The sequence below is a fragment of the Aeromonas sp. ASNIH2 genome (assembly GCF_002934795.1).
Lineage (GTDB): Bacteria > Pseudomonadota > Gammaproteobacteria > Enterobacterales > Aeromonadaceae > Aeromonas > Aeromonas caviae.
Window position 1 is genome coordinate 3,737,766 of record NZ_CP026406.1, and the last position, 25,240, is coordinate 3,763,005.

Sequence of the window (25,240 nt, forward strand, 5' to 3'; positions counted from 1 at the left end):
CGGCCCCTATCTTTATCCGCCGTTTGCCCCTTTTGCCTTCCTGACCCTGCTTTCCCCCTTCTTCGTTACCCCTGTTGCACCGTCATGGCCGCCAGTGCCTGCGCAAAGGGTGCCTCACAGCGGATCTGTACCGCTTCGCCGCTCACCGGGTGCACAAAACCGAGTTCACTGGCGTGCAGCATCAGTCTGGGGGCCCGTTCGCAGCCGGGCGGGAGCAGGCCGCCATAGAGATCGCATCCCAGGATGGGATGGCCCAGCCACTGGCTGTGGATGCGCAGCTGGTGGGTGCGCCCGGTTTCCGGTACCAGCCTGACCCGGGTCAATGGCACCGGCTGGCCTGCCCCCTCCAGGGTGAGCCGCTCCATCACCCGATAGCGTGAGCGGGCGGGTTTGCCGCTGGCGGCGCAGATGCTCATCAGCGGGAACAGCGCCGGATCCTTGGCGATGGATGCGTCGATGACGCCCTCATCCACCGCCAGATGGCCGCAGAGCAGTGCCTCGTAAGCCTTGCTCACGGTGCGCTGGCTGAACTGGTGGCAGAGCAGGGCGTTGATGCTCTTGTTTTTGGCCACCACCATGACGCCCGAGGTGCCAAAGTCGAGGCGGTGCACCAGGGCGCAGCCGGGGTAATCCTGTACCAGCCGGTAATGGACCGAATCGAGGTTCTGCGGGTTCTTGCCCGAGAGGCTCAGCAGGCCGCTCGGCTTGTTGATGAGCAGCAGATGCGCATCCTCAAACAGGATCTCGATGGTGGCGGCGCAGGGCGGGGCAACAAAGGTGTCGATGATGGCGGACATGGGGCAACCGGACGATGAAGGGGGAGGGATCATACCCGAACGATGGCGGCGCGGCGAATCTGGGTGTCCGCTCCCAAGGCCTGTCGCCAAGTACTTGATCTCGTTGGTTGAGGCGTTTTGTGACTCCCTCCTGAGTTCATCTGGCCATCTCTTGCTAAGGTATGGCTCCCTGTCATGTTGTAAGGAGTCTGTCCATGGCGTTGCCCGTTATTCTCGATTGCGATCCCGGCCACGATGATGCCATCGCCCTCATTCTGGCGCTGGCGAGCCCCGAGCTGAAGGTGCTGGCGGTCACCACCAGCGCGGGCAACCAGACCCCGGACAAGACCCTCAACAATGCCCTGCGCATCCTGACCCTGCTCGGCCGCGACGACATCCCGGTGGCGGCGGGGGCTGCCAAGCCTCTGGCCCGTGAGCTCATTATCGCCGACAACGTCCATGGCGAATCGGGGCTGGACGGCCCAGAGCTGCCGGATCCCGCCTTTGCTCCCCGGGCGATGAGCGCCCTTGAACTGATGGCAAGATGTCTGCGCGAGAGCCCGGAGCCGGTCACCCTGGTGCCGACCGGGCCGCTCACCAACATTGCCCTCTTGCTGGCGGCCCACCCCGAGCTCAAGCAGAAGATCGCCCGCATCGTGCTGATGGGGGGCGCCGCCGGTGCGGGCAACTGGACCCCCGCGGCGGAATTCAATATTTATGTGGATCCCGAAGCGGCCGATATGGTCTTCAAGTCGGGGCTGCCCATCACCATGTGCGGGCTGGACGTGACCCACGAGGCCCAGGTGATGGACGAGGATATCGAGCGGGTACGCGCCATTCCCAACCCGGTGGCGCAGTGCGTGGCACAGCTGCTCGACTTTTTCATGATCTATCATCGGGATCCCAAGTGGGGATTTGCTGGCGCGCCGCTCCATGACCCCTGTACCATCGCCTGGCTGCTGGCGCCCTCCCTGTTTCACGGGGTGGAGTGCCGGGTCGATATCGAAACCGGCGGGACCCATACCCTGGGGATGACGGTGGTGGATCGCTACGACCTGACCGGCAAACCGGCCAATGCCCTGGTGCTGCTGGGGCTCGACAGGGTCGGTTTCATCGAGTTGCTGGTGCAGCGACTGCGCTCATTTGGTTGACATCCTGGACATCGGATAAGGGGTTGGGAATGTGGAAAGGGACGTTGGCGCTGCTGACATGCATGCAACTGACGGGTTGCGCGACCCCGTTCGAGAAGATGTGGCAGGGGCTGGCGACCTGCGAGCTGGACACCCTTCATCTCGACATCGAGACCGGGCGCCCGGCCAATCCGCAGCTCGCCATGTATACCCCTGACAAGGTGAGCGAGGGCTTTGCCTGGTACAAGGTCCATCAGGAGTTGCACGGCCTGCCCATCGTCGGCTTCCTGGTGCCGGCCTCCACCTTCGAGGTACATGCCCTCTTCGTGGATACCCCCATCGCCAATGCTCGCAGGCTGACCCACAACGCCTATGGCAGCGAATTTTCCGACGAGAGGCTGCATGACGAGGGGATGGCACCCCTGCTGCTGCGCGACCCCAACAATCCCAAGCGCTCCATCATCGACTGCACCCGGGGTGAGCCGGCGGAGCCGCTGCCGGAAGAGTCTTTCGGCGAAGGGGAGTGAGCTCGGGGGAGGGCAACGGGATATCAGGCCAGACAAGAAAGGGGCCAGCCGCAAGGCTGGCCCCTTCTCTATGGGAGGCAGAGCAGGGCCCGGGGTGTCAGGGATACCCCAGGGTCTGCCTGATAACGGGAAGCTGCGCGGCAATCCAGGCCGGATTGATGGGCCCCCAGTCACTGATGCGGTAGTGCCCCTGCAGATGGCGAGCCCCCTCGGTCTGCTCGAAGGCGCACTGGATGTCGAGCTCAGCCAGGGCGCTGAGGGTGTCCTGGGCGGTGCGGCGCGGCATGCCGGTCGCCTCCATGATGGCGGGCACGGTGTCCGTGCCCTGACTGATGAGGTGAGCCACGTAGAGCCGGCGATAGAAGCTGGTGCGGGTCTTGCTCGGCTCGCTCATATCTCGTCCTCGAGGCGATCGAAGTAGCGCCAGGTGGCGATGGCCGCTTTGCCCATCACCAGGGCCCAGACACCGAACCAGAACCAGCGGAAGAAGCTCCAGGTGGAGGCATCGGGCTCGGTGCTCGCGATCTTGGTGACGTTGGGGAACATGGAGAACATGTTCACGCGCCAGCCGTAGGAGGTGATGATGGCCAGGCGTTTTTCGAACTCCATGGACTTGGCCTTGGCCTGGACGTCGGCGGCGTTGAACTTGAAGTAGAAGGGCCAGCCCCATTCGGTGTCTTCATTGCGAAACACCCGGATCTTCTCGCCGGGGCGCTCGGTGTAGATGTAATAGACGTCGGTGGTGGGGCCGTCAGCCGGGTTCTTCTGGCTGATGGGGCCATCCTTGTCGGTGCGCTTCACCTCCACCCCGGTGATGGTGGCGATGGTGTGTTCCGGCAGATAGAAATCGAGCCAGAGTGCGGAGAGCAGGGCGATGAGGCCGAGCATGATAAAAGCGGGTTTCTTGAACTTGAGGCTCATGATGATCTCTCGATGAGGGGGAGTGACGTGCCTCTACCATACCCACATTTGTGAATGCAGCCCAGCCCCCAATGGCACCTTGATGGCAAAAAGCCGTTTTAAACAGGAGGCGTGAAGGGGGAGGGGCAAGTACGGGGCCTGCGCCGGGCCCCGCGGTATCGAAGAGACCCTCTCGGGATCAGAGCTGGAACTGGGCGAGCTGCCTGCGCTGCTGCTCGGCGAGCTGTGACAGTTCGTGACTGGCGGCGGCACTCTGGCTGATGCCGGCGGCGTTCTGGTTCACGATCTCGTGGATGTTGGTGAGGTTGCGGCTGATGTCGGCGGTGACGCAGGATTGTTGTTCTGCCGCGGTCGCCACCTGGGCGTTGGCACCGTTGATCTGGTTGACCGCGTCCGTGATGCCCCCCAGCAAGGCCTGTACCTCGGCGGAGAGCTGCCGGTTGTGGCCGAGGATCTCCAGGGTCTGCTGCACGCCGCTGTTGGCGGAGAGGGACTGGCTCTGCAACTGCTCGATGATGGCCTGGATCTCCTTGGTGGAGTCCTGGGTTCGGGCGGCCAGCAGGCGCACTTCGTCGGCCACCACCGCAAAGCCGCGGCCGCTTTCACCGGCACGGGCCGCCTCGATGGCGGCGTTGAGGGCCAGCAGGTTGGTCTGCTCCGAAATGCTCTGAATGACTTCGATCACCTTGCCGATCTGCTCGGACTGGGACTTGAGCCTGGCCACCACAGTCGCGGCGTTCTCTAGACTACCCGCCATGCGGCCGTTGGCCTCGATGCTTTCGGCAAACAGGGCCAGCCCTTGCTCGACCCGACTGTTGGCATCCCTAGCCAGCTCGTCGGCCAGGGCGGCGTTGTGGTTGACGTTGTCGGCGGTGCTGGCCAGCTCGGTGACGGCGGAGGCCACCTGTTCGGTCTCACCGCGCTGCTGCTGGGCGTTGACCTCTGCCTGGGTCATCACAGCGGCAAGCTCGGTGGCGGCGGAGGCCACATTGCCGCTGATGCCGGTCAGGGTCTGGATGGTGTTGGCAAGCTGGCTCAGGGTTCGGTTGATATCCCTGGCGAGCTGGCCCAGCTCGTTGTTGCCTTCGGCATTGGCACGCACGTTGAAGCGGCCGAGGGCGACGGCGTGCATCACCTCCTGCAACTGGCCGATGGGCTGCACGATGCGCCCGGAGATCCACCAGCCGCCCAGCAGGGCCGCGATCAGGGTGCCCCCCATCAGCAGCAGGGTGCGCAGCAGGGTCGCGCGGTAGTGGGCCTGCTCCTCGGCAATCTCAGTCTGGGTCAGCTGATTGATGTGGACGGACATGGCATCGATCTGCTTGATGAGCGCCTCCCCCAGATCGCGAAAGTGCAGGCGGGCCTGCTCATAGGCGGCGGGATCGCCACTGCCTTGGTACTTGGCGGTCAGCAGGGGCAGCATGCTGCTGCGGGTGTGGCCGAGGTAGGCCTGCAGGGCGGCCGCGACCTGACGGTTGTCCTGCTCGGCACCGGTGACAACCAGTCTGGTCAGGATGGCGCCAATCTCCTGTTCGGCGGCGGAGAGCTGGGCCGGCAACTGGGCGAAGAGGGCCTCATCGTAGAGGCCGTAGATGGCGTTGGTGCGCAGCCGGTAGGTGGCGTGGATCAGGGCCGCGATGTCGTCCTTGTGGCGGGTGACGCTGGCGGTGGTTTCATTCATGTCCTGAATGGCACCGTCGATTTCCTGTTTGCTGATCACGGCCATCAGCAGCATCAACAGGCTGGCGAGCAGGAGAGGGATAAGCACTTGAAGACGAATGGACAGATTATTCAATGACATGAAAGATCCTAACCCGAAAGAGGAGTGAGGCGGCATCTTACACAGGCGCGACAATCCTTGTCACAGGGTTTTTAATGCTGAATTCTTGCTGAATGAAAAGGTTTTTCTTGTGTTAAAAGAGTGTGATAGGCAAGATCGTCTGCTTGTTACCCTGGAGGTGTAGTGTGTCCGACTGGATTGATCCCGCCATCTTGGCGCTCTTTATTCCCACGTTCTTTTTTGTCTCAGTAACCCCCGGTATGTGCATGACCCTGGCGATGACCCTGGGCATGAGTCTGGGGGTGCGCCGTACCCTGCACATGATGTGGGGGGAGCTTGTCGGCGTCGGCCTGGTCTCCGTGCTGTCGGTGGTCGGGGTGGCGGCAGTCATGCTCAACTACCCGGCCCTGTTCTCTGCATTCAAATATGTAGGTGGCGCCTACCTGGTCTGGCTTGGCATCCAGATGTGGCAGGCCAAGGGCAAGATGGCCATCCCGGCGGATCTCTCGGCGGGCCAGCAGACCAGCCCCATGGGACTGGCCGTGCAGGGTTTCGTGACCGCCATCGCCAACCCCAAGGGGTGGGCCTTCATGGTCTCCCTGCTGCCCCCCTTCATCAATGCGGCCAAGCCGATGGCACCCCAGATAGGGGCCCTGGTCGCGCTCATCCTGGTCATCGAGTTCTCCTGCCTGATGCTCTATGCCAGCGGTGGCCGCACCTTGCGCCATTTCCTCGCCAAGAGCGGCAATGTCACTCTGATGAACCGGATCGCGGGCTCTCTCATGCTGTTTGTCGGGGTCTGGCTGGCCTTCGGTTAAACACCCGCTCAATCTGCCGCCCTATGTGACGCCATGGGGCACCTGAAGAGAGATGATGCAAAAAGGCCACCTCCCTGCCCGGGAGGTGGCCTTTTACATGGGCCCGTTTTTTTATGAACCCACTTTTCATGGACTCATGAGGTCAGTCGGTCAGGCAGTCCGGATCGAACACGTACTCCCCGGCCAGCCAGCGCAGGATCTCGTTCACGCAGGCCTGATCCTGGAACGGCAGGTAGCGGCTCTTGAGATGGATGATCTGCTCGGGGGTGAGCTGGGCCAGACCGATGTCCTGGAAGAGCGGCAGGTCTGCCTGGATCATGGCGGAGATCTGCGGCCCGCAGGTGGCGTTGAGGGAGGCGTGCAGCGCCTTGTCAGGATCGTACTGCTTGCCGAGCTTGTAGCTCATGGGCAGGGTGGCGAGCGGCAGTGCCGAGAGGGCCGCCTGCTTCATGGGATTGACCGCATGGCCGCTCACGAGATCCGCCAGCTCTGCCGGACGGTTTTCGAAGGCGCGCAGGTGCAGGAAGCTGCTCGCCTTGCTGCCGTCATTGACCGGATAGTTGTCCCACAGGAAGGGCTTGCGATGGAGCCAGTCGGCGGCCTGTTTGAGGTGGGCAGCCGGATACTCGGTGGAGCAGACTTTGGGGCCGGTCCAGAAGACATCGATGCGCCTGTCGAGCCCCTGACCCAGATCCTGCAGATAGTGGGGGGGCATGGCACCGAACACCTTCTCCAGCACCGGATCCGTGCTGTAGTAGCTGGGGCAGAACAGCAGGCGGCCTGCGTCGGTGTGGGCCGCGATGTCGTGGGCGATGGTGAGCTGCCAGTGGGCGAGATCCGGGGTGTCCCCCTTCATGTCGTCAAACAGGATCGCCAGGATATCGGGCTTGAGCGCCTCCTCGATGAGCCTCACCTTCTCCAGCAGGGCGGGTCGCTGGCGGGCATAGTCGTGATGGGCCCCCATGGGGCTCAGGCCCACCCCGAAGGCCAGACCGTTCTCCCGGCACTGGCGGGCGAGCTGGCACAGGGCTTCAAGCTGGTCGGCGGGCCAGGGTGTGGCCCAGTGCTTGCGCAGGTAGCCGTCTTCCTTGGGGGCGTAGAGGTAGAAGCCATAGCCGTGGCGGGGCAGCCACTGGGCGTAGCGGGCACGGGCTTCCCAGCTCCAGCCCTTGCCAAAGAAACCCTCGATGAGGCCCAGCTTGGGCGAGGGAGGATACAGACCGGACAACAGGGTTTGATAAGGCATGGTTCACTCCCTTCTCACACAAATGCGGGCTACGATGGCCGGCGCCTAGACGGGGTCTTCTTCCAGGAAGCGTACCCCTATCTTGCGGGGTTCACCCTCTTCCATTTCCGCCACCGTCCAGAGCAGTCCCTGCCAGGCGACATGGTCACCGACCACCAGATTATCGCCCAACTGATGGGCAATAAAATCGCCGAGGCTCTGATCCGCCACCTCGCTCACATCCAGCCCGTAGAGCGGGGCGAGATCCACCAGCCTGGCGTTGGCCTCCAGCAGGAAGTCACCGAAGAAGCGCGGGCCCAGATCCTGCTCCGGCGCCTGGCTGAAGAGCTGACCGAGGGCGGGCAGGTCGTGCTCGTGGCCGATGACGCAGAGGATGTCATCGGATTGCAGGCAGGTACTGCCTGAGGGGTGGAGCAGCTCCTGGCCGCGGAACAGGGCGCAGATGCGGGTGCCCTGGGGCATGCGCAGCTCCCGCAAGGGCGAACCGATGCACCACTTCTCGGCGCTCAGGCGATAGACGAAGGTTTCCCACTGGCTGTCGAGATCGATTTCCAGCCCAGAGCGGTTGATGGGAGAGGGCGGTGCGGGCACCTCCACTCGCGCCAGCTTTGATGCCAGCGGCAGCGAGCTGCCCTGCAGGATGAGCGAAACCAGCACCACGAAGAAGGCGACATTGAAGTAGAGCTGGGCATTGGGCAGCCCCGCCATCATGGGGAAGACCGCCAGGATGATGGGCACGGCGCCGCGCAGCCCCACCCAGGAGATGAACCAGCGCTCGCGCGGCGCGAAGTTCTTGAACGGCAGCAGTCCAATCCAGACCGACACCGGACGGGCAAACAGGATCATCCACATGGCCAGGGCCAGTGCCGGCAGGGCGATGGGCAGCAGCTTGTGGGGCGAGGCGAGCAGCCCCAGCACCAGGAACATGCCGATCTGGCTGAGCCAGGTCAGGCCGTCCAGCACGGAGAGGGTGGTGCTGCGGCTGCGCAGGGAGAGGTTGCCAAGCAGCAGGCCGGTGAGGTAGATGGCGAGGATGCCGCTGCCCCCCACCGCCGTGGTGAGGGCGAAGATGAGCAGGCCGCCGCTCACCGTGAGCAGGGGATAGAGACCGGGGGCGAGCTTGGCACTGTTGATGAGCTTCCACAGCAGCCAGCCCCCCGCAAGGCCGATGCCAGCGCCCAGACCAAACTGCTTGACGAGTTGCAGCAGCAGGAAGCCGGCATCCAGCCCCTGCTGGGCGGTGGCCAGCACCTCGATCAGGGTGACGGTGAGAAAGACCGCCATGGGATCGTTGCTGCCCGATTCAATCTCCAGGGTGGCGCTGACCCGCTCGTTGAGGCTGCGCCCGCCGAGCAGGGAGAAGACCGCCGCCGCATCGGTGGAGCCGACGATGGCACCGATGAGCATCCCCTGCATCAGGTTGAGGTCGAACAGCCAGGCGGCGGCGAGGCCCGTGAGGCCGGTGGTGATGGCCACCCCGACCGTAGCCAGCGAGAGCGCGGGCCAGAGCGCGACCCGAAAAGAGGAGACCCGGGTGCGCATGCCGCCGTCCAGCAGAATGATGGCCAGTGCCAGGTTGCCCACCAGGTAGGCGACCGAGTAGTCGGCGAAGTGGATGCCGCCGGGACCATCCTCACCCGCCAGCATGCCGACGGCGAGGAAGATGACCAGGATGGGGATGCCGACTCTGGAGGAGAGTGCGCTCAACAGGACACTGGCGCCCACCAACAGGGCACCGATGAAGAAGAAACTGTTGACGGTGGTGGCATCCAATGGCGAACTCCTTATGGCGGGCTGCAAAACAGGCACATTATATGCAGATTGACCCCCTTTGTATGGCTTAATTGTGCATTTTTTTGCAGTTTTTTACGTTTGTTGCGCAGTTTTCAAGCAGGGCGAGGGCGGAGTGCCCGCGCGGGAAAGCGCAGGGAAAGGGGGCAATGGATGGGGCTTTCAGTGCAGGCAGAGGGGGGCGGCAGAGGGCGAAAAAATACCGTGGACGGGAAGGGTGCAGGAGCGCCGACGGGCTCCTGCGAGGGGGTCAGTCGTCCTCGTCGTCCTTGACCTCCCGGATCTTGTCCTTGTACTTGGGCAGCTGTTTCTCGAGCTGCTTCATGTCCTTGATGGCGTTGAGAAACAGGCCGAGCAAAAACAGCAGCGGCAAGCCTATCCATAACCACAAGCTCATCAGAATCTCCTTTCGTGGTGTGCCGGGGTGACATAGCGGGCCAGGATCTCGTCGAGATGAGCCAGGATGCACTCCTTGCCTTCAATATCCGCCCGTTCCAGACAAAGCGCCAGCGCCGCCGGATCCAGGGCCAGCCCGTCGGATTCGGGCGCGAAGCTCAGGTGCCAGGGCTCGTAGGCCACCCCCTGATCCGGTTGCTCCCCTTTTGCATAGGGCAGGAAGAAGCCGAAGTCGTTCATGTGATCGTCCAGCCATTCGCGCAAATCGGCAAACCAGCCGCCCGCCTCGTACTCCCAGGGTTCCAGCGCGAGCCGGGTGCCGGCGGGCAGGCAGTCCGGATCGTAGATGTCGAGATCCGTGCCCCAGTGATGGCGGCTGGTGCCGGGCAGGGCGCTCCAGTGCAGGATGGCGTGCAGTCGCTCGGTCTCGCCCAGTTGCAGGGCATCGAGGGGCTGGTTGTGCGCATCCAGCAGAGGGCGCTCCCCGCGCCATTTGCCGTTCCAGATGGCGAGCTGGCGCTCGAAGCCGCGCCAGCTGGAGGCCGCCTGCAGGTTGAAACCGGCATGGGCGGCAGCCACCTGCATGTCGTTGAAGGCCGCCGCGGTGGCGGCGGTCAGACGATGGGGGCCGCGCCCCACCAGGATGAGGTGGCTCTCATCCAGCCCAAGCAGTTGATCCTGATTCATGGTCTGGTCTCTCTTGTCCGGAGCGCTGCTCATGCCAGCAGTCGTGCCAGCACCCCTTGGTACATGTCCGCCAGCAGATCCAGATCGCCCGCCTTCACGCACTCGTTCACCTTGTGGATGGTGGCGTTGACCGGGCCGAGCTCGATGACTTCCGCCCCGGTGGGAGCGATGAAGCGCCCATCGGACGTGCCCCCCGTGGTGAGCAGGGCCGGCTGCTGGCCGTTCACTGCCGCCACGGCGGCGACGGTGGCGTCCAGCAGGGCGCCGGTGTCCGTCAGGAAGGGCTGGCCGGAGAGGGTCCACTTCAGCTCGAAGTCCAGGCCGTGACGGGTCAGCAGCGCCTCGACCCGCTCGCGGATAGCCGCATCGGTGAGCTCGGTGCTGAAGCGGAAGTTGAACTGAACCTGCAACTCCCCCGGAATGACGTTGGAGGCGCCGGTGCCGCCCTGGATGTTGGCGATCTGGAAGCTGGTGGGGGGGAAGTAGGCGTTGCCCTTGTCCCACTCGATGGCGGCGAGCTCCGCCAGCGCCGGGGCCGCCTTGTGGATAGGGTTGTCCGCCAGATGGGGGTAGGCGACGTGGCCCTGCACCCCGCGCACCAGCAGATCGCCGGTGATGGAGCCGCGACGGCCGTTCTTCACCACGTCCCCGACCTGGGCGGTGGAGGAGGGTTCGCCGACGATGCACCAGCGGATCTTCTCGTTGCGTGCCTCCAGGGTGTCGATGACGCGTACCGTGCCGTTGATGAAGGGCCCCTCTTCATCCGAGGTGATGAGAAACGCGATGGAGCCCTTGTGGTCCGGGTGCTCGGCCACAAAGCGCTCGGTCGCCACCACCATGGCGGCCAGGGACCCCTTCATGTCGGCGGCGCCCCGGCCATGGAGCATGCCGTCCTTGATGGTCGGCTCGAATGGCGGGGTGTCCCACTTCTCCAGGGGGCCGGCGGGTACCACGTCGGTGTGGCCGGCGAAGCAGAAGAGGGGACCCTCGCTGCCACGGCGTGCCCAGAGGTTGGTGGTGTCCTCAAAGACCATGGGTTCGATGACGAACCCCAGGCGCGCGAGGCGCTCCGCCATCAGGGTCTGGCACCCTTCATCCAGGGGGGTCACGGAGGGGCGGCTGATCAAATCCTTGGCCAGTGTGATGACGTCCGACATCGGTGTTCCTTAACAGAAAAAGTTAACGGGAGAAGAGGGATTGATAGAGGTCTGCCTTGAAGCCCAGGGTCAGGGTACCGTCCTGGTCCAGCAGCGGGCGCTTGATCATGGCCGGGTGGGCCAGCAGCAGGTCACGGGCCTTGGCGGTGTCGAGCCCCTGTTTTTCTGCTTCCGGCAGGGCGCGGAAGGTGGTGCCACGGGTGTTGAGCAGGGCTTCCCAGCCCAGCTTGGCGAGCCAGAGATCGAGCTGTTCCGGGCTCAGACCGTCGGCGCGGTGATCATGAAAGCGGTAATCGATACCCGCCTCCTCCAGCCACTTGCGGGCCTTCTTGATGGTGTCGCAGTTCTTGATGCCATAGAGGGTGGTGGCCATGGGGGATCCTTTGTCTGCGGGCCGGCGGCCCTGAAATCGTGCAAGGGCCCGATTCTGGCATTGTGGCCCCCCCATGGCAACGCTCATGGCCGGATGGGCTGGTTTTACCAGTCAGGCCGAGTGGAGAAGGGAGGGGGCCGCGCGCCAGCACACGCTGGTCTGGGACGGGATGCGCTGCGGCATCAAAGGGGGAGACCGAGGGAGGAGGCCCTTATGCTGCACACCTGGCCGGATAGGACGACAGGGGGCAGGGAGCCTCACAGGGAAGCACACCTGGCCGCTGGGGCCTGGGAAGAAACGGCGGGGGCCAAAAACCAGAACGCGCCTGCTGGTCTGGGCGCGTTCCGGATTCAGGGGGCGGCACTCAGTGCAGGGTGGTCCACTCGTGATCGAAGACCCGTGCCCGCTCCCAGGGGGCATCCGGCAGGCTGGAGGAGAGGCCGGCGTATTTGCCCACGTCATCCATCACGATGGCGGAGAGAATGGGCAGGTGATTTTCGGTGCAATACATGCGGATGCGTTGCAGCAGGGTACGCAGTTCATCCTGGCACTGCTCCAGCCCGGCCTGCCTGGCCAGTTTGGAGTAACGAATGGTGGTGCGTTCCTTTGCAGACTCGACGAGGATGTCCCACAGCTTGCAGTCGCAGGTCGGGGTGCCTGCGGTGGCTTGGTTTGTCATAACTCTCTCCGGTGCGAAATGGTCGCTCTGTGTCGACGGGCATCTTGGCCAGTTCACCCCGGCGGGATGTTGATCCAACGCAAACAAAGTGGCGGTTGTCGGTCAGGGATACCCTGGGGAGCATTCTAGATCCAGTTCCTTGATGTTAAATGTCGTTTTTAATTTTATTTTCGGAATAAAAATCTGCAAACGTTTGCTTTTTCCATCTTTATTGATGGTGATCAAGAGGAAAGGGGAGATCCCCCACTAGATTGCGCTTCTCGATAATCTTGTCAGGAGTGCACATTGGAACTCGTCTTCGTCTTGCTCGTGCTGATCGCCGTGGTCTACGGCATCATCAAGGATTACAACCCGCAGGCGGTGTTGGCGCTGGCGGGCATGGCCCTCTTTGCGGTGGCCTACTGGCTGGGATTGCACCCCATTCTGCCCGCTGACAAGAGCACCGGCTTCGCCCTGTTCGACCTGTTCGAGGTGTTCAAGGGGATCTTCTCCTACCGGGCGGCGGGCCTTGGCCTCACCATCATGGCGGTGGCGGGCTTTGCCACCTACATGTCCCATATCGGCGCCTCCCAGGCCCTGGTGCGGGTGGCGGTCAAACCGGTGGCGGGCATCCAGTCCAGCTACCTGATGCTGGCCATCTGCTACCTGGTGGCGGTCTTCGTCTCCCTGTTCGTCACCTCCGCCACCGGCCTTGGCCTGCTGTTGATGGTCACCATGTACCCTGTGATGCGCAACCTCGGCATCAGCCCGGCTTCCGCCTGCGGCGTCATCGCCACCTCCCAGGCGTTCGAAATCGGCCCGACCCAGACCAACGCCATCTTCTCCGCCGGTCAGTCCGGCATGGATCCCACCAGCTACTTCGTCGATTACCAGATCTGGCTGGTGGCCCCCATGCTGCTGGTGACCATGGTGCTGCACTTCTTCTGGCAGCGGCACTGTGACCGTCAGGAGGGCTGGGATCCGGCCCTGCATCGCGGCGAGCACGCGGAGCTTGACGAAAAAGGGGCGGACGAGGTGGCCGCGCCAACCTGGTACGGCCTGCTGCCCATCATCCCCTTCGTACTGATGATGACCTTCTCCAAGCTCCTGGTGACCAGCATCAGCGTCAGCGTGGAGGTGGCCATGCTGCTGTCGGTCTTTATCGGCATGCTGTGCGAGCTGCTGCGCACCCGCTCGGTGCGCACCGCCTTCGCGGGGCTCTCCAGCTTCCTCGACGGCATGGGCAAGGTGTTCGGCCCCGTGGTGGCGCTCATCGTCTGTGCCGAGCTCTTCGCCGAATCCCTCAAGGCCATCGGCGCCATCGATACCCTGCTGCACTCTGCCAGCAATGCCGGCATCGGCAGCGGCCTGATGACCCTGGTGATGGTGGGGCTCATCATGGTGGCGGCGGTCATCATGGGCTCGGGCAACGCAGCCTTCCTCAGTTTCTCCTCCCTGGCCCCCGCGGTGGCAGCCAAGTTTGGCGTGCCAGCGGTGACCATGCTGCTGCCGATGCAGCTCGCCTCGAGCATCGGCCGCACCGTCTCCCCCATCGCGGCGGTGCTCATCGCCTGTGCGGGCATCGCCAAGGTCTCTCCCTTCGTGGTGGTCAAGCGCACCAGCGTGCCCATGGCGGGGGCCCTGGTGACGGCGCTGCTCCTCAACTATCTGCTGTTCATGTAAAGGCTCTGGTGTAGTAGAGGCGGCGGCCAGTTGATCCACGCTGGCCGACCGCCGTTGACGAGGCGGCGTCGAGTGCCCGCCCACTCTTATCGTTGCAAAAACAGTCTGTGTTTTACGCAGATTGTTCCATGGAGAAGACAATGAACGACCTCACGCGCCCGTTTTCCCTCGATACCTATCTGGCGGATCTCGCCCCGCTCATCAACCTCGACTGCGGCACCCGCACCCCGGCCGGGGTGGCCCGGGTCGCCGACATCATGACCGAGAAATATGAGGCCATCGGCTGGCAGGTGACCCGCCACCAGTTCGCCGCCGAGTGCGGCCCCTGCCTCGAGGCAACCAATGCCCCGGGGGCGGATCACTACGACGTCATGCTGGTGGGCCACATGGACACCGTCTTCCCCGAGGGGACGGCGGCCAAGCGACCGCTGAAAATCGAAGGCAATCAGGCCTTTGGCCCCGGCGTCTCGGACATGAAGAGCGGCCTGCTCTCTACCTGGTATGCCTTGAAAGAGCTGGACCCGGCCGTGCTGGCCAGGCTCAAGGTGCTGGTTTGCTGCAACTGCGACGAGGAGATTGGTTCCCCCTGGTCCAAAGAATGGCTGGTGAAAAAAGCCAAACAGAGCGGCTGCGTGCTGGTGGCCGAGGCGGCCCGCCCGAGCGGGGATCTCATCAGCGCCCGCAAGGGCAATGCCAAGTACCGCATCACCTTCCACGGCAAGGCCTCCCATGCAGGCTCGGCCCTGGCACAAGGGATTTCCGCCATCACGGAGCTGGCCCACTGGGTGCTCGCCATCAACCAGCAGGTCAACATGGAAACCGGCACCACCATGAACGTGGGGGTGGTGCAGGGGGGCACCGGCGTCAACGTGGTGCCCGACTTTGCCGAGGCGATCGTGGATTTGCGCTTCTGGCGCAACGAAGAGGCGCAGGCGGTGCACGACCGGCTCACCTTCATGGCCAACATCCCCTTCCTCGCCGGTTGCCGGGTCGAGGTGGCGCGCCAGAGCTTCAAGCCCGCGATGCGCCCGAGCGGCGACACCGAGGCCCTGATGGCGCTGGTGGAGGCGGCAGGCAGGGAGGAGGGCGTCCCCTTCACCTGGCTGGAGGCCGGTGGCGGCTCGGATGCCAACTTCACCGCCGCCGCAGGCGTGCCGTCCCTCGATGGCTTCGGCCCCATGGGGGGTGGCTTTCACTCGGAGGCGGAATTCCTGCTGCTGGACAGCATCGAGCCGCGCATCCGCCTGCTTAAGCGGGTGCTGGGCAAGCTGGCCAGATAGGCCGGCGTCATAGACAAGCAAAACGGGAGGCCATCGCCTCCCGTTTTTTATGTGTCGCCCTCGTGAGACGTCATTCCTCGTCCTCCTGCAGATAGGCGAGGTGCTCCTGGCGCGCCACCTGCCAGTGGCCGAGTGTCAGCGGCGCCGCAAACCCGGAGCCGTCGGTCACCATGGTGTGGTACTCCCCCTGCTCGCCGCAGGCATCGAAGCCCCGGCTTGCTGCCAGTTGCTGCAATTCGGCCAGGGTGGCCGCATCGAGCCTGCGCCCCACCCACTCGGGGGCCAGCACCCGGGTATCGACGCAGGAGAGGTGGGCGACGATGCCGCGGGTCAGCATGTCCGCCAGCAACGCCTCGCGGGGTTGTTGCCAGAGCGGGGTGTGAACGGTGAGCCCCAGTGGGCGACAGCGCTCGCGGATCCAGTTCGGCGCGCCCCCCACGCTGTCGATGTCGCCGGTGACGACCCCATCGAGTTGCCACTCCTCTTTCAATGCCGCCAGGGCCTGCTCATAACCGAGATCGAAGGGCGCCTCTATGGTGACCAGCCGATGGGGCAGTACGAGGGCCGCCGCCTGACGGCGAACCTGTGACAGGGGATGGGCGAGAAAGCGGGGCGCTGGCGGGGCAAAGGTGATCAGGACCACCACCTGATGGCCCGCTTCCCGGGCGTGGCAGAGGGCCTGCATGGCATCTTTGCCGCCGCTCCAGAGCAGGATGACGCGAGACATGGGGGATTTCCGCTGAATAAAAGAGAGCTCATGCTACCCAGAGTGGGGGGCGATGGCAAAGCGGGGGCCGGGGATGCGGGGATAAAAAAGCGGCTCCCACGGGGGAGCCGCTCGCACTGGATGCCTGTTACAGCAGGATGCTGGTCAGGATGAAGCCCAGGGTACAGGAGGTCACCACCCCGATGAGGCCCGGAATGATGAAGCTGTGGTTGATGATGAACTTGCCGATGCGGGTGGTGCCGGAGCGGTCGAAGCCGATGCAGGCGAGATCGCTCGGGTAGGTCGGCAGCACGAAGTAGCCGTAGCTCGCCGGCAGGAAGGCGATCAGCAGTTTGGGTTCGACCCCCAGCGCCAGCCCCATGGGGGCGATGGCGGTGAGCGCCGCGGCCTGGCTGTTCACCAGCTTGGAGATGAGGAAGAGCACCAGGGCGTAGGTCCAGGGCTGGGCCTGTACCACGTGGGCCAGGGTCTCCTTGAGCAGCGGCATGTGGGCCTGGAAGAAGGTTTCACTCATCCAGGCGACCCCGAATACGGAGAAGATGGCGACCATGCCCGCCTTGAAGACGGCGCCGTTGGCGATCTCCCCCGGCTTGACCTTGCAGCGCATCAGGATGATGGCGCCGGCGATCAGCATCATCATCTGGATCACCAGGTTCATGGAGAGGGGGCCTGTCTTCTCCTTGATGGTGAAGACGGGGCGCAGCGCCTCATCGGCCCCCAGCAGCACCACGGCAGCGATGGCGGCGAAGAAGATCCAGGTGGACCAGTAGGCTTCTTTCGGGAACTTGGTGTTGAGCAGAGTTTCACCACCGCCGTAGATGAAGTCCCGCTGGGCAGGGTCCTTGATCTTGGCCTGGAACTCCTCGTCCTTGTCCAGATCCTTGCCGCGGCGCAGGCTCCACAGGGCCGCCATCATGACCCCCGTGAGCGAAGAGGGGATGGCGACCATCAGGATGTCGAGCAGACCGTAGGCCTGACCCACGCCGTGAGCCGCCGCCAGGATGGAGACCATGGAGACCACGGCCACCGAGACCGGCGAGGCGCAGATGGCCATCTGGGAGGCTACGGACGCCACTGCCATGGGGCGCTCCGGACGGATGTTCTTCTGCAGCGCGATGTCGGCGATGATGGGGAACATGGTGTAGACCACGTGGCCGGTGCCGCACAGGAAGGTGAGGGTCCAGGTAGTGAGCGGCGCCAGCAGGGTGATGTACTGGGGGTGACGGCGCAGCAGACGCTCGGCCACCTGCATCATCAGGTTGAGACCGCCGGCGGTCTGCAGGGTGGCGGCGCAGCCAATGACCGCCAGTATGGTCAGCATCACCTGCACCGGCGGCTCGCCCGGCACCAGGCCGAAGACGAAGGTCAGCAGGAACAGACCAATGCCGCTGATAAGACCCAGCCCCATGCCCCCAAAGCGGGTACCCAGCAGCAAGCAGCCGAGTACCACCAAAAATTCCATCAAGATCATTCCATTACCTCGTGTGTTTTATCCATGTCCCCATCGGCCAGCTGCCCGGGATCCGCTCATTAATTACCCCTGAAGGGTTAATGGATATTTTGTCACCCCTAAAGGGGTAAAAAATTGCGTTGCTTCAACAACCGGCTTTTTTCCGATTTAAGTGCATAAAAACTACGGTTCAGCCCTTGAACAGGGGCCGCGTCCTGGCGCACACCAGATAAATGACGGGAAAGATGGAGGAGATCACAGGGTTGGGCATGCAAAAGGCGGGAATAACGGGGGCGGGAAGAGCGAGGCGGGCATAAAAAAAGCCGACCCCGGGGGTCGGCTTTTGCACGGTGCGAGTGGGCGGGTCGCCTTAGAACTCGGCAGTGCGGGGAGTACGGGGGAAGGGGATCACGTCGCGCACGTTGCCCATGCCGGTCACGTAGACCACCAGGCGCTCGAAGCCCAGACCGAAGCCGGAGTGGGGCACGGTGCCGTAGCGACGCAGATCGCGGTACCACCAGTAGTCTTCCTTGTTCAGACCCATCTCGGCCAGACGGGCATCCAGCACCTCGAGACGCTCTTCACGCTGGGAGCCGCCGATGATCTCGCCGATCCCCGGGGCCAGTACGTCCATGGCGGCAACGGTCTTGCCGTCGTCGTTGAGGCGCATGTAGAAGGCCTTGATGTCCTTCGGGTAGTTCTTCACCACCACCGGGGACTTGAAGTGCTCCTCGGCCAGGTAGCGCTCGTGCTCGGAGGAGAGATCGATGCCCCAGGAGACCGGGAACTCAAAGCTCTTGCCGCAGTTTTGCAGCACGTCGATGGCATCGGTGTAGTCAATCTGGGCGAAGTCGGAGGCGACGAAGCGCTCCAGACGGCCGATGGCGTCCTTGTCCACGTGCTGGGCGAAGAACTCCAGATCGTCGCGGCGCTCGGTCAGCACGGCGTTGAAGACGTACTTCAGCATGGCTTCGGCCAGGGCGGCGTTGTCTTCCAGATCGGCGAAGGCCACTTCCGGCTCCACCATCCAGAACTCGGCCAGGTGGCGGCTGGTGTTGGAGTTTTCGGCGCGGAAGGTCGGGCCGAAGGTGTAGACCTTGGACAGGGCGCAGGCGTAGGTTTCGACGTTCAGCTGGCCGGACACGGTCAGGAAGGTCTCCTTGCCGAAGAAGTCCTTGTCGTAGTCCACCTTGCCTTCGGGGGTGCGCGGCAGGTTTTCCATGTCCAGGGTGGAGACGCGGAACATCTCGCCGGCCCCTTCAGTGTCGGAGGCAGTGATGAGGGGCGCCGCGATCCAGAGGTAGCCCTGTTCGTGGAAGAAGCGGTGAATGGCCTGGGAGAGGCAGTTGCGCACCCGGGTCACGGCACCGACGATGTTGGTGCGGGCACGCAGGTGGCCCTGCTCGCGCAGGTACTCGATGCTGTGGCGCTTGGCAGACATGGGGTAGGTGTCCGGATCTTCGACCCAGCCCACCACCTTGACCTCGGTGGCCTGCAGTTCGAACGCCTGGCCGCTGCCCTGGGACTCGACCACGGTGCCGGTCACTTCGACGGAGCAAGCTGTGGTCAGACGTTGCACTTCATTCTCGTAATTGGCCAGGGTATTGGGGGCGACGGCCTGCACCGGATGGAAGCAGGAGCCATCGGAAACGGCCAAAAATGAGATTCCCGCCTTGGAATCGCGGCGGGTCCGGATCCACCCTTTCACAGTCAGGGTGGTGCCGACCGAATACTTACCGGCCAGCACATCAACTACGGATGCGTGCGTCATCGAAATATTGTCTCCAGCTTGTTCTTGCAGCGCTATTTGCAACACTAGGGGTCTAGCCCGGGCGCAGTTGGCCCACCATGGCAGACTAAGCCGTTCATCTTACCCGCGCAGGTTTGATAAACAAGCAAAAATGTCGGACCCTTGCGGGGATTTCCCCATGCATCGTGCATGGATCATGGCGGCTGGACGGGGGTGAGGGTGAAGGAGCGCAGGCGGGGGCCGGATGGCTGGATACGGGTGTTGCAGGGGCTGGTGATCCTCTGCTGGGGCGGCTTTGTCGCCCTGCTCTCCCTCTATCACTTCGCCCGGCCAGAGGTGGCTTACGGCTTTCTGGTCTATGGGGGCGTCAAGGTGCGCCAGAGCTGGGACCCCCTGCTTACCCCCTGGCTGGAGCGCGGGCTCTGGGGTTGCTGCCTGCTGACCCTGGTGGTGCTGGTGCTGGCCCGTGGCCGCAGCCGCCGGCAGGAAGATGCCCGCCACGTCAATCTCTTCATCCTGCTGCTGATCCTGGTGGCCTGCCTGCTGCTTTACTACCGGGGCTGAGGGCCGTCGCCGTCATCCATCCCCTGAGAGGCGGGGCGCTTGCCTATCTGGCGCTCCACGCTGTCGAGCATCTGGTTGTAGGCGAGCGCCACCCGGCCAATCTCGTCCCCTTCATCCCCCTCCAGCCTGTGGCCGAAGTCGTTGCGATCGGTGGCCTCCTCCATGGAGCGGGTCAGCTGGTTGAGAGGGCGGACTATCCAGGTGCGGATGACCCAGAGGGTGAGCAGGAGTCCCAGCCCGAAGATGAGGGTGAGGCTCAGGGCCGAGGTGAGGATGTTCTGCTCCACCCGGGTAAACAGGGTGTCGAGGGAGTAGTCAAAACGCACCGCTCCCAGTACGGTGTTTTCCGGCACCTGGTGGCAGCTGGTGCAGTCGGTACCGCGAAAATCCTTTCTGGCCAGCAGCGGGCGGGTCACCACCAGCCGGCTGTGCATGCCGTCATGTTCTACCTCCAGGCTCCCCTTGCCCGCCAGCGCCAGGGCATCGTACCTGTCCTTCGGGGCCTCGACGTCACGGCCCGGCCCGTACTGCTTGTTGACCGCCGCCCCGCGCACGATGCGGGCATCTTCCACGTGGGCGTGATCGAGAAACTTGGCGCGCAGGGTGTCGCGGGCGTCCATCTTGCCGGTCAGCATCAGCATGTTGAGGCCGTCGAAGTAGGCCCCGGTCTGCTCGCGGCTCTGTTCCTTGATGAGGGTCAGGATGAGGTCACGCTCGCGCACCGCCTGATAGGCCGCGGAAAACACCAACACCATGGAGAAGATGAAGAGCAGGAAGAAGTTGATCTTGGCAGCAATGGAGAGGCGCATGGGACTGGTACATCTGTTGGGTAAAACCCGCGCAGTCTACTCTCCTCGCCGGACGGGTTTTGGTGTCTTGCTCACATTCTGATGAAAAAGCGCCGAAAGGCCCTGCGTTCTCATGCAGGGCCCGTTCAACCGGACTCAATATTCGCCGCTGGTGATGGCCTCGTGGATGGCGCCGGTCAATACTCGCAGCGCGTCGGACGTGATGACGAAGGGGGGCATCAGGTAGATGAGCTTGCCAAAGGGACGGATCCAGGCGCCCAGCTCCACGAACTTGCGCTGGATTCGCGCCACGTCCACCCGCTCCTTCATCTCCACCACCCCGATGGCGCCGAGCCCCCGCACATCCGCCACCGCCGGGTGCAGGGTCAGCTCCACCAGTTCGGTTTTGAGTTGGTGTTCGATGGCTTGCACCCGCGCCTGCCACGGGGAGGCGAGCAACAACTCGATGGAGGCGTTGGCTACCGCGCAGGCGAGCGGGTTGCCCATGAAGGTGGGGCCGTGCATAAAGACGCCCGCCTTGCCGTCACACACGGTGCGAGCCACATGCTCGGTAGTGAGCGTGGCCGACAGCGTCAGGTAGCCGCCGGTGAGTGCCTTGCCCAGGCACATGATGTCGGGGCTGATCCCCGCCCAGTCGCAGGCAAAGAGCTGGCCGGTGCGGCCAAAGCCGGTGGCGATTTCATCTGCTATGAGCAGTACGCCGAATTCGTCGCACAGGGCGCGCACCCACTGCAGGTAGCGGGGGTGGTAGAAGCGCATGCCGCCTGCCCCCTGGACGATGGGTTCTAGCACGATGGCGGCAATTTCCTCGTGATGATCCGCCACCAGGGTGGCCAGCTCCACCACGCTCTGCTCGTCCCACTGAGCGTGGAAGCGGCAGCTTGGCGCTTCGACGAAATGGTGTTCGGGCAGGAAGCCCTGGTAGAGCTCGTGCATGCCGCCATCCGGGTCGCACACGCTCATGGCGCCGAAGGTGTCGCCGTGATAGCCGCCCCGAAGGGCAACGAATTTGGCGCGGGGCGTCCCTTTGGCATGCCAGTACTGCTGGGCCATCTTGAGGGCCACCTCCACCGCCACCGAGCCGGAATCCGCCAGAAAGACCCGATCCAGCCCCTTCGGGGTGATCTCCACCAGTTTGCGGCAGAGCTCGACCGCCGGGGCATGGGTCAGGCTGCCAAACATCACGTGGGACATCTTGCCGAGCTGGGCGGTGGCGGCAGCGTCCAGTTCCGGCACCTGATAGCCGTGAACGCAGGCCCACCAGGAGCTCATGCCATCCACCAGCTCGCGCCCGTCCGTCAGGGTGAGGGTCACCCCTTTGGCGCTGGCCACTTCATAGCAGGGCAGGGGATGGGTAAGGGAGGTATAGGGGTGCCAGACGTGGTGCAGGTCGAATTCTTGGTTGGTCATTTTGTGTTCTGTTGTCAATTGATTTGATCTGGTCGGTGTTGACAGTCTACGCGTGCTCTCTACACTAGCCAACAATTTCAGCCACTTGGCTTCGCGAACGCCCTGGCGTCGCGCTGTCCAGCTGGCGGGTCTTGCGGCGAACGCTCTCTTGCAGCGCGGCGCAGGATCCCACCAATAACAACCGGAAGCCATGTATGAATGCTCTCACCGCGGGTGCCCACGCCCTTCGTCACGACTGGACCCTGTCCGAGGTTCAGGCTCTCTTTGCCCTGCCATTCAACGATCTGCTGTTCCAGGCCCAGACGGTACACCGCGCCCATTTCGACCCGAACGAGGTGCAGGTAAGCACCCTGCTCTCCATCAAGACCGGGGCCTGCCCGGAAGATTGCAAATATTGTCCCCAGAGCGCTCGCTACCACACCGGGCTCGAGACCGAGCGGCTGATGGAGGTGGAAAAAGTGCTGGAGCGGGCCCGGGAGGCCAAGGCCAACGGCTCGTCCCGCTTCTGCATGGGGGCGGCCTGGCGCAACCCGAAAGAGAAGGACATGCCCTACATCCTGCGCATGATTGAAGAGGTGCGCGGGCTCGGCATGGAGACCTGCATGACGCTCGGGATGCTGACCGCCGATCAGGCGGCGCGTCTCGGGGCTGCGGGGCTCGATTACTACAACCACAACCTCGACACCTCGCCGGAGTTCTACGGCGACATCATCACCACCCGCACCTATCAGGACAGGCTCGACACCCTGGAGCATGTGCGCGGCGCCGGCATGAAGGTCTGCTCCGGCGGCATCGTCGGCATGGGGGAGCAGGCGAAAGACCGTGCGGGCCTCTTGATGGCGCTGGCCAATCTGCCGCGCCACCCGGAGAGCGTGCCCATCAACATGCTGGTCAAGGTGAAGGGGACGCCCCTGGAGAACCAGGAGAACCTGGACCCGTTCGAATTTATCCGCACCATCGCCGTGGCGCGCATCATGATGCCGGCCTCCCACGTGCGCCTCTCCGCCGGGCGGGAGAAGATGAACGAGCAGATGCAGGCCATGTGTTTTATGGCGGGGGCCAACTCCATCTTCTACGGCTGCAAGCTGCTGACCACCCCCAATCCGGACGAGAACAGCGACATGCAGCTCTTCAAGCGCCTCGGCATCCGCCCCGCCCAGCGAGCCCAGAAGCCGGATCAGGTTCAAGAGGAGGAGCTGCTGGCCGAGGTGAACCGCCAGAGCGAGCCGAGCGAACTCTTCTACGATGCCACCCGTTCCCGCGCAGATGTCCTCCGTCCATGATGACGTCCGTTGTTACCGGCCCCTTTGCCCTGGGGGAGGCGCTGGCCGAGCGTGAACAGGCCACCCTGCTGCGCCGACGCACCCCGGTGGATGTGGCGAGCGGCGGGCGGATCCGGGTCGGGGGGCGCGATTACCTCAATGTCTCTGGCAACGACTACCTGGGCCTTGCGGGTCACCCCGCCATCAAGGCCGCCTTCACGGCGGGGGTGGCGCAATATGGCGCAGGGGCAGGCGCCTCGCCCCTGGTGACCGGCTACAGCCGCGCTCACCAGCAGCTGGAAGAGGCCCTTGCCGACTGGCTCGGCGTGGAGGCGGTGCTGCTGTTCAACTGTGGCTTCTCCGCCAATCAGGCGGTGCTCAAGGCCCTGCTCGGCAAGGATCACCTGCTGTGGCAGGACAAGCTCAACCACGCCTCCCTGCAGGAGATGGGGAGCCAGCTCCCCTGCAAGATGAAGCGCTTTTGCCACAACGACATGGCGGCCCTTGAGCGGCTGCTTGAGCCAAACCGGGGCCTGATCGTCTCGGAAGGGGTCTTCAGCATGGACGGGGATCAGGCCCCCTGGGCTGAGCTGGCCACACTCGCATCCCGAAGCGGCAACTGGCTGATGATTGACGATGCCCACGGCCTCGGCGTGCTGGGTGCCGAGGGGCGCGGCACCCTGGCGGCCCAGGGGGTTGCTCCTGCCAGCGTGCACATCCAGATGGGGACCTTCGGCAAGGCGCTCGGGGTGGCCGGCGCCTTTGTGGGGGGCAGTCGCGAGCTGGTGGAGTACCTGGTCAATTTTGCCCGCCACTATGTCTACAGCACCCATATGCCCCCCGCCCAGGCGTGCGCCGTGCGCCAGAGCATCGAGCTGGTACGCGTAGCCGACGAGGCCCGTGCCCATCTGGCTCGCCTTGTCGCCCGGTTCCGGCAGGGGGCGCAGGCGCTCGGCTGGCGGCTTGGGGCAAGCGATACCCCCATCCAGCCGCTGCTGGTGGGGGAGAGCGTCGCTGCCCTGCAACTGGCCGAGCGGCTGCGGGAGTGCGGTGTCTGGGCCGGCGCCATCCGCCCGCCCACGGTGCCGGTCGGCACGGCGCGCCTTCGCATCACCCTGTGCGCCGCCCATGGCGAAGATGACGTGGATCGCCTGCTCGAGGCCCTGGGACCCCGCCCATCCACCGACGAGAGAGGGGGCGCCCATGGTGCATGAGCGTTTCCAGTCGGTGGACAAGGCACAGCTCGCCCGCCGCTTCGGGGCGGCGGCCCGCCACTATGACGCCCACGCCCGCTTCCAGCAGGAGGTGGGGCAGTCGCTGCTGGCGCGCATGGACGAGGGGGGCGTGAAAGAGGTGCGCTCAGGGGCCGGGCTGGATCTGGGCTGCGGCACCGGTTTCTTCCTGCCTGCCCTGGCGCCGCGCTGCGAGACGCTGACCGGGCTGGATCTCGCTCCCGGCATGCTGGCCCAGGCGGCCCTTCGCGGCAGCGGAGCCCGCCTGGTGTGCGGCGATGCGGAGGGGCTGCCCTTTGCCGACCAGAGCCTGGACTGGGTCTTCTCCAGCCTGGCCCTGCAGTGGTGCGAGCGGCCGGCCCAGGCCTTTGCCGAGCTCAACCGGGTGCTCAAACCCGGTGGACAGGTCTTCTTCTCGACCCTGCTTTCGGGGTCACTGTGGCAACTGCGGGAGGCCTGGCGGGCCGTGGATGGTCGTGACCATGTCAATCGCTTCCTGACGTTGCCCCAGTTGCAGCAGGCGGCCCGTGACGGGGGCTTCGAGGCCCCGGCACTCTGCCCGCTGACCTGGTCCCTCGCCTACCCGGCGCTCAGCGGACTGCTGCGCGACCTCAAGGGGATAGGTGCGAGCCAGGTCAACGACGAGCGGTCTGCGGGCCTGGGTCATCGCCAGCGCCTGGTGCGACTGGGGGAGGCCTACGAGCGCCACCGTCAACCGGACGGCCTGCTGGCCGCCAGCTACGAGGTCTGCCTCGGGCGCCTGGTGCGGCGCTGACACAAAAAGACCCGGCGCACCCACCCCTTCAGCGGCAG

Annotated in this window: 25 protein-coding genes; 9 read left to right on the forward strand and 16 right to left on the reverse strand. The window is 64.3% G+C overall.

Annotation, left to right across the window (positions count from 1 at the left end; all coding sequences use genetic code 11):
• Positions 1-65: 65 nt before the first annotated feature.
• Entirely contained in the window at positions 66-797 is a 732-nt protein-coding gene (locus C3F36_RS18040) for an RluA family pseudouridine synthase (RefSeq protein WP_104455614.1), read from the reverse strand.
• Between the two features lie 194 nt (positions 798-991).
• Here C3F36_RS18040 and rihA point away from each other — a divergent pair, with 194 nt between their 5' ends.
• Both rihA and C3F36_RS18050 read left to right on the forward strand, forming a co-directional pair.
• Positions 992-1,927: a pyrimidine-specific ribonucleoside hydrolase RihA gene (gene rihA, locus C3F36_RS18045; RefSeq protein WP_010674039.1), complete on the forward strand. Its 936-nt coding sequence runs from the start codon at positions 992-994 to the stop codon at positions 1,925-1,927.
• Between the two features lie 29 nt (positions 1,928-1,956).
• A complete protein-coding gene (locus C3F36_RS18050; RefSeq protein WP_104455615.1) occupies positions 1,957-2,433 on the forward strand; it encodes a hypothetical protein in 477 nt (158 codons plus the stop codon).
• Positions 2,434-2,530: 97 nt separating this feature from the next.
• On the opposite strand, the gene C3F36_RS18055 is transcribed toward C3F36_RS18050, so the two are convergent.
• The 3 genes from C3F36_RS18055 to C3F36_RS18065 all read right to left on the reverse strand — a co-directional run bounded on the left by C3F36_RS18055 (position 2,531) and on the right by C3F36_RS18065 (position 5,155).
• Positions 2,531-2,827 carry a winged helix-turn-helix domain-containing protein gene (locus C3F36_RS18055; protein WP_039039881.1) on the reverse strand — a complete coding sequence of 99 codons (297 nt, stop codon included), beginning with the start codon at positions 2,825-2,827 and terminating at the stop codon, positions 2,531-2,533.
• Complete coding sequence (locus C3F36_RS18060) at positions 2,824-3,354, reverse strand: DUF1523 family protein (RefSeq protein WP_010674042.1); 531 nt, start codon at positions 3,352-3,354, stop codon at positions 2,824-2,826. The genes C3F36_RS18055 and C3F36_RS18060 overlap by 4 nt, the downstream gene beginning before the upstream one ends.
• A gap of 178 nt (positions 3,355-3,532) precedes the next feature.
• Positions 3,533-5,155 (reverse strand): methyl-accepting chemotaxis protein, encoded by a 1,623-nt coding sequence (locus C3F36_RS18065; RefSeq protein ID WP_041215567.1) that lies wholly within the window; start codon positions 5,153-5,155, stop codon positions 3,533-3,535.
• 164 nt (positions 5,156-5,319) lie between these two features.
• Between C3F36_RS18065 and C3F36_RS18070 the strand changes: the two genes are divergently transcribed.
• The gene (locus C3F36_RS18070; RefSeq protein WP_039039878.1) at positions 5,320-5,952 is read left to right on the forward strand and encodes a LysE family translocator; all 633 of its coding nucleotides are present in this window, start codon (positions 5,320-5,322) and stop codon (positions 5,950-5,952) included.
• Between the two features lie 142 nt (positions 5,953-6,094).
• Here the strand turns inward: C3F36_RS18070 and C3F36_RS18075 are convergent, their stop codons facing one another.
• The 7 genes from C3F36_RS18075 to C3F36_RS18105 all read right to left on the reverse strand — a co-directional run bounded on the left by C3F36_RS18075 (position 6,095) and on the right by C3F36_RS18105 (position 12,281).
• Positions 6,095-7,198, reverse strand: coding sequence for a beta-N-acetylglucosaminidase domain-containing protein (locus C3F36_RS18075; protein WP_104455616.1), 1,104 nt, complete (start codon positions 7,196-7,198; stop codon positions 6,095-6,097).
• A 45-nt stretch (positions 7,199-7,243) separates the two neighbouring features.
• Positions 7,244-8,971, reverse strand: coding sequence for a potassium/proton antiporter (locus C3F36_RS18080; protein ID WP_010674047.1), 1,728 nt, complete (start codon positions 8,969-8,971; stop codon positions 7,244-7,246).
• A 268-nt stretch (positions 8,972-9,239) separates the two neighbouring features.
• On the reverse strand, positions 9,240-9,386 hold the full coding sequence (locus C3F36_RS18085) for a hypothetical protein (RefSeq protein ID WP_010674048.1): 147 nt from the start codon (positions 9,384-9,386) through the stop codon (positions 9,240-9,242).
• Positions 9,386-10,072 carry a M15 family metallopeptidase gene (locus C3F36_RS18090; protein WP_029314223.1) on the reverse strand — a complete coding sequence of 229 codons (687 nt, stop codon included), beginning with the start codon at positions 10,070-10,072 and terminating at the stop codon, positions 9,386-9,388. The genes C3F36_RS18085 and C3F36_RS18090 overlap by 1 nt, the downstream gene beginning before the upstream one ends.
• Positions 10,073-10,101: 29 nt before the next feature.
• Positions 10,102-11,229: a succinyl-diaminopimelate desuccinylase gene (gene dapE / locus C3F36_RS18095; RefSeq protein ID WP_104455617.1), complete on the reverse strand. Its 1,128-nt coding sequence runs from the start codon at positions 11,227-11,229 to the stop codon at positions 10,102-10,104.
• 22 nt (positions 11,230-11,251) lie between these two features.
• Positions 11,252-11,602 carry an ArsC family reductase gene (locus C3F36_RS18100; RefSeq protein WP_039039874.1) on the reverse strand — a complete coding sequence of 117 codons (351 nt, stop codon included), beginning with the start codon at positions 11,600-11,602 and terminating at the stop codon, positions 11,252-11,254.
• A 364-nt stretch (positions 11,603-11,966) separates the two neighbouring features.
• Positions 11,967-12,281 (reverse strand): hypothetical protein, encoded by a 315-nt coding sequence (locus C3F36_RS18105; RefSeq protein ID WP_010674057.1) that lies wholly within the window; start codon positions 12,279-12,281, stop codon positions 11,967-11,969.
• A gap of 285 nt (positions 12,282-12,566) precedes the next feature.
• Between C3F36_RS18105 and dcuC the strand changes: the two genes are divergently transcribed.
• The gene (gene dcuC, locus C3F36_RS18110; RefSeq protein WP_069652810.1) at positions 12,567-13,943 is read left to right on the forward strand and encodes a C4-dicarboxylate transporter DcuC; all 1,377 of its coding nucleotides are present in this window, start codon (positions 12,567-12,569) and stop codon (positions 13,941-13,943) included.
• Positions 13,944-14,083: 140 nt separating this feature from the next.
• Positions 14,084-15,223, forward strand: coding sequence for a M20 family metallopeptidase (locus C3F36_RS18115; protein WP_104455618.1), 1,140 nt, complete (start codon positions 14,084-14,086; stop codon positions 15,221-15,223).
• A gap of 70 nt (positions 15,224-15,293) precedes the next feature.
• On the opposite strand, the gene C3F36_RS18120 is transcribed toward C3F36_RS18115, so the two are convergent.
• The 3 genes from C3F36_RS18120 to asnS form a co-directional block, all read right to left on the reverse strand.
• Positions 15,294-15,950, reverse strand: a complete 657-nt coding sequence (locus C3F36_RS18120) for a hypothetical protein (RefSeq protein WP_104455619.1) — start codon at positions 15,948-15,950, stop codon at positions 15,294-15,296.
• A 127-nt stretch (positions 15,951-16,077) separates the two neighbouring features.
• Positions 16,078-17,421 carry an anaerobic C4-dicarboxylate transporter gene (locus tag C3F36_RS18125; protein WP_039039870.1) on the reverse strand — a complete coding sequence of 448 codons (1,344 nt, stop codon included), beginning with the start codon at positions 17,419-17,421 and terminating at the stop codon, positions 16,078-16,080.
• Positions 17,422-17,770: 349 nt separating this feature from the next.
• Complete coding sequence (gene asnS, locus C3F36_RS18130) at positions 17,771-19,171, reverse strand: asparagine--tRNA ligase (RefSeq protein ID WP_039039869.1); 1,401 nt, start codon at positions 19,169-19,171, stop codon at positions 17,771-17,773.
• 240 nt (positions 19,172-19,411) lie between these two features.
• Between asnS and C3F36_RS18135 the strand changes: the two genes are divergently transcribed.
• Positions 19,412-19,714, forward strand: a complete 303-nt coding sequence (locus tag C3F36_RS18135) for a hypothetical protein (RefSeq protein WP_010674063.1) — start codon at positions 19,412-19,414, stop codon at positions 19,712-19,714.
• On the opposite strand, the gene C3F36_RS18140 is transcribed toward C3F36_RS18135, so the two are convergent.
• Both C3F36_RS18140 and bioA read right to left on the reverse strand, forming a co-directional pair.
• Entirely contained in the window at positions 19,702-20,523 is an 822-nt protein-coding gene (locus tag C3F36_RS18140; protein WP_104455620.1) for a HAMP domain-containing protein, read from the reverse strand. The two genes, C3F36_RS18135 and C3F36_RS18140, sit on opposite strands and share 13 nt — an antisense overlap.
• A 135-nt stretch (positions 20,524-20,658) precedes the next feature.
• Positions 20,659-21,933 carry an adenosylmethionine--8-amino-7-oxononanoate transaminase gene (gene bioA, locus C3F36_RS18145; protein ID WP_199769617.1) on the reverse strand — a complete coding sequence of 425 codons (1,275 nt, stop codon included), beginning with the start codon at positions 21,931-21,933 and terminating at the stop codon, positions 20,659-20,661.
• Between the two features lie 194 nt (positions 21,934-22,127).
• Here bioA and bioB point away from each other — a divergent pair, with 194 nt between their 5' ends.
• Genes bioB through bioC form a run of 3 tightly spaced genes read left to right on the forward strand, consistent with a single transcriptional unit; the run spans position 22,128 to position 25,202 of the window.
• The gene (gene bioB / locus C3F36_RS18150; RefSeq protein ID WP_104455622.1) at positions 22,128-23,216 is read left to right on the forward strand and encodes a biotin synthase BioB; all 1,089 of its coding nucleotides are present in this window, start codon (positions 22,128-22,130) and stop codon (positions 23,214-23,216) included.
• Positions 23,213-24,409 (forward strand): 8-amino-7-oxononanoate synthase, encoded by a 1,197-nt coding sequence (gene bioF, locus C3F36_RS18155; protein WP_104455623.1) that lies wholly within the window; start codon positions 23,213-23,215, stop codon positions 24,407-24,409. Before bioB ends, bioF begins: the two co-directional genes overlap by 4 nt.
• Positions 24,399-25,202 carry a malonyl-ACP O-methyltransferase BioC gene (bioC, locus tag C3F36_RS18160; protein WP_041212694.1) on the forward strand — a complete coding sequence of 268 codons (804 nt, stop codon included), beginning with the start codon at positions 24,399-24,401 and terminating at the stop codon, positions 25,200-25,202. Before bioF ends, bioC begins: the two co-directional genes overlap by 11 nt.
• The last annotated feature ends 38 nt before the right edge of the window (positions 25,203-25,240 follow it).

Excerpts from the sequence above, each read along its gene's own strand:
- C3F36_RS18040 (WP_104455614.1), bottom strand. The coding sequence starts at position 797 with ATGTCCGCCATCATCGACACCTTTGTTGCCCCGCCCTGCGCCGCCACC.
- rihA (WP_010674039.1), top strand. The coding sequence starts at position 992 with ATGGCGTTGCCCGTTATTCTCGATTGCGATCCCGGCCACGATGATGCC.
- C3F36_RS18050 (WP_104455615.1), top strand. The coding sequence starts at position 1,957 with ATGTGGAAAGGGACGTTGGCGCTGCTGACATGCATGCAACTGACGGGT.
- C3F36_RS18055 (WP_039039881.1), bottom strand. The coding sequence starts at position 2,827 with ATGAGCGAGCCGAGCAAGACCCGCACCAGCTTCTATCGCCGGCTCTAC.
- C3F36_RS18060 (WP_010674042.1), bottom strand. The coding sequence starts at position 3,354 with ATGAGCCTCAAGTTCAAGAAACCCGCTTTTATCATGCTCGGCCTCATC.
- C3F36_RS18065 (WP_041215567.1), bottom strand. The coding sequence starts at position 5,155 with ATGTCATTGAATAATCTGTCCATTCGTCTTCAAGTGCTTATCCCTCTC.
- C3F36_RS18075 (WP_104455616.1), bottom strand. The coding sequence starts at position 7,198 with ATGCCTTATCAAACCCTGTTGTCCGGTCTGTATCCTCCCTCGCCCAAG.
- C3F36_RS18085 (WP_010674048.1), bottom strand. The coding sequence starts at position 9,386 with ATGAGCTTGTGGTTATGGATAGGCTTGCCGCTGCTGTTTTTGCTCGGC.
- C3F36_RS18090 (WP_029314223.1), bottom strand. The coding sequence starts at position 10,072 with ATGAATCAGGATCAACTGCTTGGGCTGGATGAGAGCCACCTCATCCTG.
- dapE (WP_104455617.1), bottom strand. The coding sequence starts at position 11,229 with ATGTCGGACGTCATCACACTGGCCAAGGATTTGATCAGCCGCCCCTCC.
- C3F36_RS18100 (WP_039039874.1), bottom strand. The coding sequence starts at position 11,602 with ATGGCCACCACCCTCTATGGCATCAAGAACTGCGACACCATCAAGAAG.
- C3F36_RS18105 (WP_010674057.1), bottom strand. The coding sequence starts at position 12,281 with ATGACAAACCAAGCCACCGCAGGCACCCCGACCTGCGACTGCAAGCTG.
- C3F36_RS18115 (WP_104455618.1), top strand. The coding sequence starts at position 14,084 with ATGAACGACCTCACGCGCCCGTTTTCCCTCGATACCTATCTGGCGGAT.
- C3F36_RS18120 (WP_104455619.1), bottom strand. The coding sequence starts at position 15,950 with ATGTCTCGCGTCATCCTGCTCTGGAGCGGCGGCAAAGATGCCATGCAG.
- C3F36_RS18125 (WP_039039870.1), bottom strand. The coding sequence starts at position 17,421 with ATGATCTTGATGGAATTTTTGGTGGTACTCGGCTGCTTGCTGCTGGGT.
- asnS (WP_039039869.1), bottom strand. The coding sequence starts at position 19,171 with ATGACGCACGCATCCGTAGTTGATGTGCTGGCCGGTAAGTATTCGGTC.
- C3F36_RS18140 (WP_104455620.1), bottom strand. The coding sequence starts at position 20,523 with ATGCGCCTCTCCATTGCTGCCAAGATCAACTTCTTCCTGCTCTTCATC.
- bioA (WP_199769617.1), bottom strand. The coding sequence starts at position 21,933 with ATGACCAACCAAGAATTCGACCTGCACCACGTCTGGCACCCCTATACC.
- bioB (WP_104455622.1), top strand. The coding sequence starts at position 22,128 with ATGAATGCTCTCACCGCGGGTGCCCACGCCCTTCGTCACGACTGGACC.
- bioF (WP_104455623.1), top strand. The coding sequence starts at position 23,213 with ATGATGACGTCCGTTGTTACCGGCCCCTTTGCCCTGGGGGAGGCGCTG.
- bioC (WP_041212694.1), top strand. The coding sequence starts at position 24,399 with ATGGTGCATGAGCGTTTCCAGTCGGTGGACAAGGCACAGCTCGCCCGC.